Source organism: Rhodococcus sp. CH91 (assembly GCF_022554085.1).
Taxonomy (GTDB): domain Bacteria; phylum Actinomycetota; class Actinomycetes; order Mycobacteriales; family Mycobacteriaceae; genus Rhodococcus.
Genome location: NZ_JAKFYR010000024.1, coordinates 1 through 12,985 on the forward strand (window position 1 = coordinate 1; position 12,985 = coordinate 12,985).

Here is a 12,985-nt window from a genome sequence, read left to right on the forward strand (position 1 = left end):
CGCCCACCGGTAACAACACTGTTGCCGACGTTAACGATCAGTGCGGCCGAGCACGAAACGATGCCGAGCCGCGGGCCGCAATGGCAGCCCACGGCTCGGGGAACCTCTTCTACTTCAGGCTGGCCAGCATGGACGAGCGCAATAGGAACTCCCGCTGGGCCGTCTGGTCCGCTTCGAGCGCGCGCCATTCCTCCCGCTTCTGCGCCCGGCGTTCCTCGTCGTCTTCGCGGAGTGCCTCCCAGTTACCCTCGGTCTCCTCACCGACGAATTCGAGCGCGACCGCCCGCCTGCTGTCTGCCCACCGGTCCAACGCGTGGGAGTCGGCTCCGGCGAGCAAGACCTCGGCCAGCAGCATGCCGTCATGGATGCCACTGTTCATGCCCATGCCCCCGAGTGGGTTGTTGACGTGCGCGGCGTCGCCCACCAGGAAGATGTCCCCCACCCGGAACCGTTCGGCGACCTTGCGGTGAACCTCGTACAGCGTCACGCGCTCGAGGTCGGGCAGGTCGGCCTCCGGCAGGACGCGCCGGAGTTCACGGCGGACGTAGTGGTCGCCGAGCACCTCCGCGTCGGTTCCTGCGCTGGGCGGAGCCGGGAAGAGGATCCGCCATCCCGCCGGGTTACGGAGGAGCACGTGCCAGGACTCCGGGTCCGCGACGTAATTGACCGCAGCAAGATCGTCCAGGATCTCGTGCAGGGGCAGGTTCGTCGAGAGCACCAGATATCTCTCCGGGTAGGTATGTCCGCTGAAGTCGAGCCCCAGACCGGTCCGCACCACGCTGCGCATGCCATCGGCCGCGACGACGTAGCGTGCCCGGAGGATCTCGCCACCGTCGACGTGCACCTCGACGCTGCCGGACAGCTGCGTCACGGACTCCACACGGGACCCGGTCCGGAAATCGGCGAGTGGATGCGTTTCCAGCGCTTCGACGGCGAGCTGCGTGAGGTGGCTCTGCTCGAGTTGCAGCCGGTACGGGTAACGCGTGTCCTCGTGCAGGACGCCGAAATCGAGTTCGACGATCTTGCCCAGTTTCGCGTCGCGGAACTGGTAGTGGGGCGCCCTGAGGCCGCGCCGCACGAGTTCATCTGTGAGGCCGATGGATTCGAGCATCTCCAACGTCGGTGGATGGAAGGTGGTGGCGCGTCCCTCCAGAAGGTTCGCTTCCCGTGCCTCCAGCACGATCACGCGCGTCCCTCCGCTGGCCAGCTTGAGCGCGGTGGTAGTCCCGACCGGGCCACCCCCCACCACGATGACGTCGGCGTCGAGTACGGCCGGATTCGTATCCTGCATCATTCTGTCGAGCTCCTTCTACAGATATCCGTCAGTGGTGCCGCAGCAACGTCCCGGCGTCACCCCAGGTGTCGTCGAACCCCGCCGTGCGCAACGTGTGCCAGATGGCGGCCGCATTGATCGCGATCACCGGCTTGCCGAGCCAATGCTCGGCCTGATCCGCGACGCGGATCATCGAGAGGTTTGTTCCCACTTGGACAATCGCTTCGACCTCCGGTCCGTCGATCCGCCGGAGCACGTCGACGATCTGTTCCGGCCCCACCTCGGCGATCGCCGTGGCCGAAGGGATGCGCAGACCCGTCACATGGAGGACGTCGAATCCCGCCTCCCCGAAGTACTGGTCGACCCATCCGTCGGCGACCGGCTGGTAGGGCGAGAACACCGCGATCCTTCGGACCTCGAGTGCGTCGAGCGCGGCACGGCAGGCGGAGGCACCCGTCGTGACCGGAAGGCCTCCCACCTGCTCGGTGACCCGATGACGGAACTCCTCGTTCCCGGCCACACCGTTGCAGAAGGTGGGGGCCGACATGCCCATCATGATGTGGGTGGGTTCGGTCGTCATCACATCGCGCAGGGCCACGGTGGTCGAGTCGTTGATCTGCTTCTGGAGCCCCATGAACGTCTCGTGGTCGTCCATCACAGGGTGCTCCACGTACGACCGGCCTACATGGAAGGTCACGCCGTGCGGCGCCAACAGGGCGCAATCGTGTTCGACGACGGTGTTCGTCGAAGGGACCACCACTCCGATCTTCGCTCGGTAGCCGGTGACATCCAATCCCATTGATACCCCTAGATTCGTGTGCAGAAAGTGTTTCGAGTGATCGTGCGGCGGGATGTTCCCGGCCCGATCCTTCAGAACTCGATACGCGCCAGGTGTGCGTTGATCTCGTCCGCGGCCTCTTTCACCGCAGCCTTCACCTGGTCGCGTCGGGCCGCGTCCAGTCGATAGATGGGTCCGGCCATGCTCAGCGCGGCAACGACCTGGCGACGCGCCCTGATGACGGAGGCACACCCCCAGATACCTTCCTCGATCTGGCCGAAGCTCTCGGCCCAGCCCTGCTCGCCGATCTCGGCAAGTTCGGCCTCGCCGGGCAGATCCGGTTTCGCGCTGAAGGAGTAGATCGAGGCGTAGTACTCGGCACGTTCCTTGGGCTTCATGGCCGCCAGCAGCACGCGGGCCGCGGCGCCCTGGTGCAGGGGCATGAGCCGCCCTCGTTCGAACGCCAGCCGCACCGAGGATCGGGTCTCCTCCATGTCCACAGCGACGACGGCATGGCCCAGCCGCCGGATGAGGAGCGAGGTTTCGCCGTGTTCGCGGGTCAGCCGCTCGAGCACCGGCCGCGTCACCTCGACGATGCCTGCGGAGCCGGCCCGCGCCGCCCGGGCGAGCTCGACCGCCCGCAAGGAGACACGGTAGCCGCCGAATTCGGCTTCCTCCAGCAGGCCGACCTCCCGGAGCTGACTGACGTAGCGGTACGCCGAGCTGACCGGGATATCCACGCGCGCAGCGATCTCCTGGACCGTCTGGGTATGGAATTCCTCCGTGAAACCGAGCAGTACACCCAGCCGGCGGCGGTGGCTCTCGGATCCGCTCCCGGACGTGCGTGACGGCTTCTCGGGTCGTTTCTGTATGTCGACGTTCCTCGTCACCATGTGCACTCCTCCACGTCGCTTACGAACTGTGTGCCGATGCTCTTCGCATCGCGCCGCCTCGCATCGCCCTTCCGGTTCGGTGCTGTCGCCGCGATCACCGATCACGCGGGGCCAGGATCAGATCCCAAGCGCCGTCGTGCCATTCGAGCAGTGTCGTTCCGCGTTCGGAGAACTCGTGCCCGCCGTGCACGTACCCTGCAGGGTTGTACAGGTACCAACCCTCTTTCATCTCGTGTCGTTCGTCCGCGGTGATCGCGCCGCCGAGGCAGAGGATCTCCTCGCCGCAAGGATGGTGGCCGCGGCCGGCTCCGACGAATCCGGGCGGTACGGTCAGCTCGCGGATGTCGCCACCGAGGGTCGAATCCACCCACATGACCCTGCGGGTGATGCCCGTCTTCTTCCCGGCCACGACCGACTCGACCACCGGCATATCCTCGGGCGTCGCCACCAGCACGGTCTCCCCGCGGTCGGCGAGCCCCGGACAAGCGCCGTCGTCGGGTCGGCGGATGAGCACCACGGTTGCGCCGTCGTCGCTGGTGACGGTGAGTTCCTCGTCGTCGCGGGGACGCAGCGCCACCATCGTGCCGCGGCGGCACTCCGTTTCCCTGACCCCGATCGTCCCGCCGAGGATGTAGCCGATCGTCGGTAGTTCGCCCGCACGCATGCGGAGGGAGCGAGTGAATCCGGGTGCCAGGTGAACGATCGCCGACAGCACGGCCCCGTCCGAGGATCGACGGAGCACCGTCCACGATCCGTCACCGCCGGGCAGGGGTGCCCGTTCGGCCTCGTTCGCGTCGTAACACACCCGAGTGTCTCCCGGCGCCCGGTTCGTCTCCTGTGTCGTCACCGCGCCACCTCTCCGAGCACCGCGGGAGCGAACTCCGGGGCGTGGAGACCGGATCCGAGGCTGGCGTCGATCAGCCGGCGAGCGTAGTCGGTAGAGGGATTTCCCAGCACGTCGACAGTCGGGCCGTACTCGACCATGACGCCGTGTCGCAGGACGGCCGTCGTGTCGGTGATCGCCTCGGCGACGCGCAGATCATGGGTGATGAACAACCACGCGATCTCTCGTGCGCTGTGCAGATCGCACAGGAGGCGGAGCACCTCGCGTTGACTCGTCGCGTCCAGCGCCGAGGTCGGCTCGTCGAGCACGAGCAGGTCCGGCTGCAACATCAGCGCCCGTGCGATGCACACGCGTTGCGCCTGACCGCCGCTCAGTTGTCCCGGATAACGGGCGACGAACTCGCGGGGAAGTCCCACTGCAGAGAGCCCGTCCGACACCCGCTCGGTGATCTCGGCCTTCGACAGGTCGCGCCGGTGGATGCGCAGGGGTTCGGCCAGAGACGAGCCGACCTTCATCCGCGGGTCGAGCGAGTCGAACGGCTGCTGGAACACGAATCCCACGCGACGGGCCAGCTGCCGGGAGTGTTCCTTGCCGGTGAGCGTTCCGGTTCCGAGGACGTCCACCTCTCCTTCGTCCGACCGGATCTGTCCCAGGACGAGCTTGCCGATGGTGGATTTTCCCGAGCCGCTCTCACCGATGAGCGCCAGCCGCTCCCCCGCGCGGATCGTCAGGTCCACCCGGTCGAGCGCCAACACGTTCCGATTGCCCTTCCGGTAACGCTTGGTCACGTTCCGGAGGGAAACCGCGCAGCTCGGCGCTTCGGCGACGCCGGGCGCGGAGTCGAGTTCCATCGTCGTCATCGATCGGTCTCCTTCGGTTCGGTTCCGCCGGGCGCGGGTTCCCCGGTCCCGAGCAGGTCCGCGCCGCGCCCCATGCCGGACGCGAGAAGTTCGCGCGTGTACGTGTGCTGCGGGTCGGAGACGACGTCGGCCACCGCTCCGGATTCGACGGCCCGGCCGTGCAGCATCACGACGATGCGATCGGCGTAGCGTGCCGCCACGCCGAGGTCGTGGGTGATCAGCAGCGCCGCCGAGCGGGTCTCCATCACGGTGTGCCGCAGCCGTGCCAGCACGTCCGCCTGGACGATCGGGTCCAGGGCGGTCGTGGGTTCGTCGGCGAGCAGGACACTGGGTCCTTTGCAGATGGCCAGCGCGATCACGACCCGTTGGGCGAGACCACCACTCAGTTCGTGGGGGTAGGCCTGCCACACGGTGTCGAAGTCCCGGACCCCGGCATCGAACAACGCTTCGATCGCCCGTTCCCGGATCTCCTTCCTGCCCATCCGCTCGGACCGCAGGGTGAGTTCGAACTGGCGGCGGATCGAGATCACCGGGTTGAGCGCCCCGGACGTGCTCTGGGGGACGAATCCGACGACGCGGCCGCGGACCTGACGCAACGTCCGGTCCGGAAGCGCGAGCAGGTCGTCGTACCGGCTGCCGTCCCGTGCGACGACACCGATCGTTCCCCGGATGTCGGCCGAGGCCGGCAGCAGCCGGATCACGGAGCGGACGAGGGTGGACTTACCCGACCCGGACTCCCCCACCACGGCGACGATCTCGCCACGGTGCAGGTCGATCGACACGTCGTTCACCGCGCTGTTGCCGGGCTTCTGTCCTGGATAGGTGACGTTCAGGTGCGAGACGGACAGCACCGGCTCCGCCTGTGTGTCGAGGCGGCCTCGCGGTGTGCCGAGCACTGCGGACTCAGGCATGAGCGATCCCCTTCCTGCTCGAGAGGCGACGTGCCAGAGCGTTCAGTGCCAGGACGAGCGCGCAGATCGTGGCGGTCGGGAAGACAAGCAGCCACCAGACCCCGCTGGCCACTTCCTCCGATCCCTGCCGGATGAGTTCGCCCCAGCTCGGGTCGGGCGGCGCGATGCCGATTCCCAGAAAACCCAGTGCCGCGAGAGCGATGATCGCGTTGCCGATCGACAGCGAGAATTGGCTCGCGATGATGCCTGAAACCCCGGGCAATATGTGCCGCAACGCTATTCGTGTTCGAGAGGCTCCATACCCACGCGCCGCGACGACGTACGGTTCGTGGACCACCGACAGCGCCTGGGCATAGGTGACCTTCGCGAACAGCGGGATGTTGACCAGCGCGAGGGCGGCGATCACCCCGGCCACGTTGGTGCCCCGCCCCCCGATACCGACCACGATGATCATCAGGACGGCGACGGGCAGCGCCTGCATCATGTCGAGCAGGCGAAGGAGCCATTCGCCACGGCCGGACGCACCCGACGCCCCGCTCGACAGGACCGAGGCCGCCAGGGCGCCGAGGACGACGCCGAGCACTCCGCCGACCAGCGTTCCCGCCAGCGCAATCGGCAGGATTTCCGCGGTCGCAGCGAGTGTCACGGAGAACACATCGAGGCCGCTGCGGTCCGTTCCGAACCAGTGGGTGGGGCCGGGACCCGTCAGGATCGCCTCGAGGTGTGGTTCCCGCGGGTCGAAGGGCAGGGGGCCGAAGCCGGCCAGCAGGAGGCCGGCCACCACGACGAGGGCGACGACGACACTCCAGTCGGGACGTTTCATCTCTTCACCCGCACTCTCGGATCGAGCCAGTACATGGACATGTCGGCGGCGATGTACGCGAGCAGTGCCAAGCCCGCGCCGGCGATGATGTAGCCCTCGAGCACCGGAATGTCGGCCTCGAGCGCGCCCTCGGCGCCCCACTGGCCTAGTCCCTGCCAGTTGAAGACGACCTCGACCACCGCGCTGCCGCCGATCAGACCTCCTACGACGATGCCGCTCGCCGCAACTGCGGGCAGGAGCGAGGCACGCACGGCGAGGCGGACGACGGTCGGTTCACTGAGCCCACGGGCACGGGCGAACGCGGTATGCGACGACGCGAAGACCTCGGATGCCGCCGCGTACACCACGCGGGCGAACACGACGCTGCCGGAGATCCCGAGCGCCGCGATCGGCAGGATCATCTGCTGTGCGGCCGCACCTGCCGTGCTCCAGTCGCCGATGAGCACGGCATCCAGGAAGGCTGCGCCGGTGATGGGCGAAGGTGACGCCGCCGTCATCGGGAGCTGCCCCAGCGGGAGCGGCAACGCGCCGAGGAAGTAGAAGAAGACGAGGCTCCCCAGAATGCCCAGGACGAAGTCCGGGATCGCCTGGATCAGTGCGACACCGGTGCTGATCGACGATCGTCCGACCGGCGACCTCCAGTACGCCATGGCCACACCGAGGGCGGTACCGAGCACGAGGGCGACGATCCAGGCGCCGACGACGAGTTCCAGTGTCGACGCCACACGGGCACCGAGTGCGGCCGTGACGGACTCGCCGGTGAAGTAGGACTCTCCCAGGGAGCCGCTTGCCAGCGCCTTCAGGAACTCCACGTAACGGGCCCAGAGGCTCTGATCGAGGCCGAGTTCCGCGTTGACCCGGGCGATCTCCTCGGGTGTCGCGAAGTCGCCGAGAAGGACGCCGGCGGGATTGCTCGGGATCAGATTGACCAGACCGAAGGCCAGAGTGCACAGCGCGAACAGGGTCACCGGCACGAGAGCGAGACGTCCGAGGAAGTAGCGCGCCCCCCAGGGCAGACGCTGCCACGCACGGAGCCCGGAGGGACCGCTGGGAGGGGACGCCGGGGTCGCGTCCGGGACCTCCGGCACCGGGGACGTGGGCAGAGCAGTTCGATCAACCGTTTGAGACATCCACCATCACCCTCCCTCTCACCCGATCCGGGGTCCGATTGATCCATCCGTCGAAGACCCCAGGGAGATCCTCGAGCGTGATCCGCCGCGCGATAGTGGGTTTCAGATCGACGGAAGCCTGCTCCAGCAGGTGCAGCGACTTCTCCTTGTTCGGGGCCGCGCGGACGCCGACGACCGTCAGTTCCCGCTCGATCATCGCCCACCCGTCGACCGGCAACGCTCCTCCGCCCAGGAGGGCGACGCGACCGCCGTATCCACACACCTCGAACGACTGGGCGACACCCCAATCGCTGCAGGTGGATTCGTAGACCACCGACGGGCCGTCCCGCACCACCTCATGTACCAGGTCGCGGATCGGGAAGTTGTGTTCGGGGACGTCGATGACCTCGTGGCATCCGAGTTCGCGTGCCATGCGCCGGTTCTCCTCTCCCACGCCGACTCCGATGACACGGCAGCCGAGTGCCACAGCGACCGCCACCGCCGCCAATCCCATCGCGCCCAGGCCGATCACGACGCAGTCCTCACCGCTCTCGGCCCGGACGAGGTCGAAGCCGTTGACCGCCGTCATGACTCCGGACAGCATCGCCGCGTCGTCGAGGTCCACACCGAGGGGAATGCGGGTGAGATGCGATGCGTCCACAGCGATGTACTCCTGTGCGACCTCCTGGCGGGGGAAATCACCGGCGATGAATCCGCGGCACAGGTTCGTCCGGCCGGCCAGACACATCCGGCACGTCCCGCACGCCGGTAGCCCCGTCGCGGTCACGCGGTCGCCGACCGACCAGCGCTCGACTGCGGCACCAACCTGTTCGACGGCCCCTGCGAAGTCCACACCGAATCCGATGGGATAGGAGTTCCGCAGATAGCGGGGCTCACGGGCCGCGGCGATCTCGATGTCGGTGCCGTAGGGCGAGAACCGAAGCACGCGTACCAGCACCTGGTTCTCGGTGATGGCGGGGATGGGCACGTCCACGACGTCGACGACACCGGGGCGGGTTATCACGGCTCTACGCATCGTCGTCCTCCTTCGGAAGGAAGGTCACGTACACCACGGCGCCTCCGGCGGCGGCGACGATAGGCTCGGTCTCCGAGGACCGCCCGGGCGAGAACACGAAGGTTCCCTCCTCCAGGCCGGCGTCCCTGTAGGTCACGGCTCCGGCCACCACGAAGAACTCGACGTCCGCGTCATGGTGGCCCCCGAGGTCGTAGCCGGCGCCCGCGGGCAGTTCCACCACCCGGCTCCCCACACCGCTGGCCGCGTCGACACTCAGGGGAACCGCCTTGACCCCGCTGCCCCTCTGTTCACTCCCGAGCGGCTGGGGTGCGTAGACGAGCGGTCTCGTCTCCGGATACCGGCCGACCGCGTACGCCTCGCGGGCGAGGGGTTCGTCGATGTAGTTGAAATCGAGCGTCCCGCCCACCCGGGACAGGAACCAGGCCTCCTCCTTCAGCGCGCTCATGAAGCCGTGGACCGTGCGCGGAGGGTGGTAGACGTAGTCGACCGGTTCGAGCCACATCACCGAGTCGAAGCTCATGGCGCCCTTCACACACATGATCTCTTCGTAGACGTTGTGGAAGTGGGCACGGGTCGGCGGCATGTAGCCCTCGTTCGTGTCGATCCTCTGGAGCGCGGTGCGCCCGCCTCCCGGACGTGTGCGGAGCAGTTTGGTGAACAAGCCGGGGGCGTTGGGCACCGGTGCCCACTCCATATCCGCGGTCCGCACGATGACGGTCCGATCAATCACTGTCGTTCCCTTTCGTCGCGTTGGGGCCGGTCCTGCGTTCAGCAGGGCGACAAACGGTAGGCGAGCGGCGCGAGATAGGGGTACGTGGCGAGTCCGCAGGTACCGTCGGCCGCGACATAGGCGATGCCGGTGTCCACCAGCGGAATCGATCCCATCGTCTCGTTCCACGCCGCAATCGCCTCGACTCCCAGTCGGGTGCGCTCCTCACCGAGAGGCTGGGCGACCGCCTGGGCCACCAGGTCGTTGACGAGGGGTTCGTCGTCGAAGCCGTAGTTGAAGGGGCCACCCTTCGTGTGCAGCAGGCTCAGGGCGTAAGCGATGTCGGCGGCGGCCGGCGCCTCACTGGTGAGCAGGGCGTCGAACGACGACGTCGTCTGCACTTCCGAGAAGCGCGACGCGCTACCGACGTTCTCGATCTGCACCCTCACCCCCAACTCCTTCCACACGGACTGCAGGGCGATCGCGACACTGTTCGCGTCGACACCCGGCGCTGAACCGGCGCTGACGGTGAGGGTCAGATCGAAGCCGTCGGCGAAAGGCGTCGACGCCATGAGGCGCTTCGCCTCCTCCAGGTCGTACGAGAAGTACTTACCGGGGGCACCGTCCACGCCAGGGACGCTGGACGACAACACCGATTCCGAGGGCTCGGCCGTGCCGCTGTACACGGTGTCGGCGAGCAGCTGCCGGTCGACCGCCATGGACATGGCCCGTCGCACGTCGGCGTTCGCCAGCGCCGGGATCGCCTTCTTGTTGAGCACGACCACCTGCTGACTCAGCGAGGGAGAGACGTAGGTGTCGAACCCGGCGACGTCCTTCATCTCGTCGTAGACGTTGCCCGGCACGCGGGCTGCAAAGTCGGCGGACCCGGACTTGAGCAGCTGGACGGGCGACTGGGCACCGGCACTGAGCACCACCACACTGTCGTAGGGCGGCTCGCCCTCCCAGTAGTTCTCGTTGGCGGTGTAGACGATACGTTCACCGGGCTGGAACGACTCCACCGTGTACGGGCCGAAGTTGGCACTGTTCGTCCGCAGCCACTCCGACGCCCACGGATCGTCCTCCGTGACATGTTCCTTCACCGCGGTGCTGTCGAGGATGCCGGGATAGTAGTAGGTGATCGCGAACAGGACCAAGGGCGTGACCGCACCATTCAGCCGGACGGTGTCCTCGTCGATGATGGTGACCGGCTCGGCGGGGTCGATGCCGCCGGTGGTCATGAGGAACTTCCCGATGGAGTCCTCGACCGCGACCGCCCGCTCGAAGGTGTAGACGACGTCCTCTGCGGTGAGCGGGTTTCCGGCGGCCGACATGGCGTCACGCAGCGTCAGGACCAGCCCTTCGGGTACCAGCTCGTAGGACTCCGCCAGCCCGGGAACCACTTGGTCCACACCGGGGAGCACCGACTCGCCCCGTTCCTGGGGTTCGTACTGCAGCAGGCTGCTGAGCATCGGGAGGTGAGCGAACTGCGCGGCGACCGGCTCCATCAGCGGGTAGAGCGTGTTCGGCACCGCCGGCACGGACAGGGTGAGCTGGTTGTCGCTCGACGCTCCGTTCGTGGAGGTCGCACCGCCGGCACCCGCACAGCCGCTCACCGCGAAGGTGACGACCGTGGCCGCAGCGGTCCAGCTGAGCGCACGCCGGCGCACAGCCGGTACGAGAGTTGAAACGATCACGTGTGGTTCTCCGAATCGATCTGGTGCGAATGGATTCCGAAGCATCCGCCCGAGCGTCGGATAGCGCTCGGCACGGGCATCGACCCTTCGACGGTCACGTAGTTGAAATCTATCGGCCCATTTGTCCAGGTGAGCGCGAAGCACCCGGTCTCGCTGCGTTCGCGAGCACCGTGCACCACATGAGGGGGTCGGAAGAGATAACTTCCCGAGGTGTACACCGGCTCGTCCTCGAGGGCGACGTCGCCGGCGACGATGAACGCCTCCTCCGACACCGTGTGGAAGTGCTGCCCGGCACGTCCGACCCATCCCGAGGGAAGCCTGAGCGCGTAGGTCTGCGATCCCGTGTCGGGATCCTCACGGAGAACGGCCATCTCGGATCGATTCCGGCCCTGGCCGTGCCCCCGCCACGGGAACTCGATCGGGTCCGTGTGGATCACGACGTCTGCCCCGCCCCGGGGCGGCACGACGACCGGCACCCGCTGGACGAGCATCACCGCGGGGCCCGTAGATCGCACGACCGCAGCGGAACCCTCCTTGGAGGACCAGCGGTGGTAACTCCCCGCCGCGCCCACTGCACCGTCGTCGAAGACGAGTTCCCCTCCGAGGACGAACACCTCGAGATCACCGTGCCCCAGCCCGATTTCGTCGTCGGACCATCCGGCGGAGACCTCGAAGAGCGAGATCGTCGCATCCTCGGTCTCATCGCGGTTGAGTTCACGGCATCGGGCGCCCGCCCCGAGATCCATCCAGACCGACTCGGTCACGTGCCGGTACTGGACGTGGGGCTTCATCGGACGGAATGACGGGACATGCGGACAGCATTCGCTTGCATGGGGATTCGCATGAACATGATTCTGCACCCCGTTTTCCGGGAATCGATTTCCTAGGAGTTAATAAACCGGGACGATCTCGCATCGCATGTTGATAACGTCCCTCGGTATACGGGGACAGCCGTCTCAACCGCCGAGAACCGGTTCGACGGGAAGGACGATGCGTGATTCCATACTCGCGTAGCTCTAAATTCTTGCTGCCGAAGGGAATACAAGAATGCAGGTGAAGAATCGTGTCGCCCTGGTGACTGCCGCCGGAGGACACACAGGGTCGGTGATCGCACACGTGCTGGCGGAAGGGGGTGCGTCGGTGGCCCTTCAGGTCCGGAAATCGAATCCGTCGATAGACCGGCTCGCGACCGAACTGGAAACGCTGACCCAGGTGCGTGTGATCGAAGGTACGATCGATCACCAGGAAGGTGCGCTGGACGTGGTACGCACGGCCACAAAAGAACTCGGTCCCGTGGAGATTCTCGTCAACAACGCCGGTGGCATGCGCACAGGCACCTTCGAGTCGTTGCATCCGGACGATCTGGAGTTCACACTCGATGCGAACCTCCGGACTTCCTGGTGGTGCGCACAGGCCGTGGTCCCCTCGATGGTGGAGCGGGGATTCGGCCGGATCGTGAACGTCACCTCCATCGGCGCGACCGGCAGCTCCCGGAATGCGAACTATGCCGTGTCGAAGGCGGCAACCGACGGACTGACACGAACTCTGGCTCTGGAATTCGGTCGCCACGGCATCACCGTCAATTCGGTGGTGCCGGGGCTGATCGCGAACGAGAAGCTGAGCGCTTTGGAGCCGACGACCCTCGCCCGGCTGGTATCTCCGTCCCCGATGGGCCGGGCCGTCGAATCGATCGATGTCGCGAACGCCGTGCGTTTCCTCGCCTCGGAGGAGGCCCGCTACATCACGGGACAACTACTCCACGTCTCGGCCGGCCTGTACCGCACGGTGGCCGGGATGGACACGTCCGGCGTGTGAACGACGTCCGGCCTTCCCATCCGGGCCGTAACCGCCCGGACGGGAAGATCCGGGTTCGACCCCGCCGACGCGGCCGGCAACGCAGGGCAGACCCCCGGCCCCGAACCACGCCGAGAGAGTCGAGCCTCCTCGTGATTCGAGCTGGCCGGGGGCCTGGTCGATCGTCCCTCCGTCGAGTGACGGCGGTGTTGCCGGGCTGCGTTCGTGTCAGGCTGCGGCGGCCTGGATGGTGGTGCGGCT

Annotated in this window: 13 protein-coding genes; 1 reads left to right on the forward strand and 12 read right to left on the reverse strand. The window is 67.0% G+C overall.

The window, feature by feature from the left end; translation table 11 throughout:
- Positions 1–109 precede the first annotated feature (109 nt).
- From MOM01_RS22835 to MOM01_RS22890, 12 genes are all read right to left on the reverse strand, one after another.
- Complete coding sequence (locus tag MOM01_RS22835; protein ID WP_241387733.1) at positions 110–1,294, reverse strand: FAD-dependent oxidoreductase; 1,185 nt, start codon at positions 1,292–1,294, stop codon at positions 110–112.
- A 28-nt stretch (positions 1,295–1,322) separates the two neighbouring features.
- On the reverse strand, positions 1,323–2,072 hold the full coding sequence (locus MOM01_RS22840) for a maleate cis-trans isomerase family protein (protein ID WP_241387734.1): 750 nt from the start codon (positions 2,070–2,072) through the stop codon (positions 1,323–1,325).
- Between the two features lie 71 nt (positions 2,073–2,143).
- Positions 2,144–2,944 (reverse strand): IclR family transcriptional regulator, encoded by an 801-nt coding sequence (locus MOM01_RS22845; protein WP_241387735.1) that lies wholly within the window; start codon positions 2,942–2,944, stop codon positions 2,144–2,146.
- Positions 2,945–3,038: 94 nt separating this feature from the next.
- Positions 3,039–3,791, reverse strand: a complete 753-nt coding sequence (locus MOM01_RS22850) for a cupin domain-containing protein (protein ID WP_241387736.1) — start codon at positions 3,789–3,791, stop codon at positions 3,039–3,041.
- Positions 3,788–4,648, reverse strand: a complete 861-nt coding sequence (locus MOM01_RS22855) for an ABC transporter ATP-binding protein (protein WP_241387737.1) — start codon at positions 4,646–4,648, stop codon at positions 3,788–3,790. The genes MOM01_RS22850 and MOM01_RS22855 overlap by 4 nt, the downstream gene beginning before the upstream one ends.
- A complete protein-coding gene (locus MOM01_RS22860) occupies positions 4,645–5,559 on the reverse strand; it encodes an ABC transporter ATP-binding protein (RefSeq protein ID WP_241387738.1) in 915 nt (304 codons plus the stop codon). Before MOM01_RS22860 ends, MOM01_RS22855 begins: the two co-directional genes overlap by 4 nt.
- A complete protein-coding gene (locus MOM01_RS22865; RefSeq protein ID WP_241387739.1) occupies positions 5,552–6,382 on the reverse strand; it encodes an ABC transporter permease in 831 nt (276 codons plus the stop codon). Before MOM01_RS22865 ends, MOM01_RS22860 begins: the two co-directional genes overlap by 8 nt.
- Entirely contained in the window at positions 6,379–7,512 is a 1,134-nt protein-coding gene (locus MOM01_RS22870) for an ABC transporter permease (protein WP_241387740.1), read from the reverse strand. The genes MOM01_RS22865 and MOM01_RS22870 overlap by 4 nt, the downstream gene beginning before the upstream one ends.
- Positions 7,496–8,527, reverse strand: coding sequence for a zinc-dependent alcohol dehydrogenase (locus tag MOM01_RS22875; RefSeq protein ID WP_241387741.1), 1,032 nt, complete (start codon positions 8,525–8,527; stop codon positions 7,496–7,498). Before MOM01_RS22875 ends, MOM01_RS22870 begins: the two co-directional genes overlap by 17 nt.
- Positions 8,520–9,257, reverse strand: a complete 738-nt coding sequence (locus MOM01_RS22880) for a cupin domain-containing protein (RefSeq protein ID WP_241387742.1) — start codon at positions 9,255–9,257, stop codon at positions 8,520–8,522. Before MOM01_RS22880 ends, MOM01_RS22875 begins: the two co-directional genes overlap by 8 nt.
- Positions 9,258–9,295: 38 nt before the next feature.
- On the reverse strand, positions 9,296–10,930 hold the full coding sequence (locus tag MOM01_RS22885; protein ID WP_241387743.1) for an ABC transporter substrate-binding protein: 1,635 nt from the start codon (positions 10,928–10,930) through the stop codon (positions 9,296–9,298).
- Positions 10,927–11,694, reverse strand: coding sequence for a DUF4437 domain-containing protein (locus MOM01_RS22890; RefSeq protein WP_241387744.1), 768 nt, complete (start codon positions 11,692–11,694; stop codon positions 10,927–10,929). The genes MOM01_RS22885 and MOM01_RS22890 overlap by 4 nt, the downstream gene beginning before the upstream one ends.
- 283 nt (positions 11,695–11,977) lie before the next feature.
- On the opposite strand from MOM01_RS22890, the gene MOM01_RS22895 reads away from it, so the two are divergent.
- On the forward strand, positions 11,978–12,745 hold the full coding sequence (locus tag MOM01_RS22895) for an SDR family NAD(P)-dependent oxidoreductase (protein WP_241387745.1): 768 nt from the start codon (positions 11,978–11,980) through the stop codon (positions 12,743–12,745).
- Positions 12,746–12,985 lie beyond the last annotated feature (240 nt).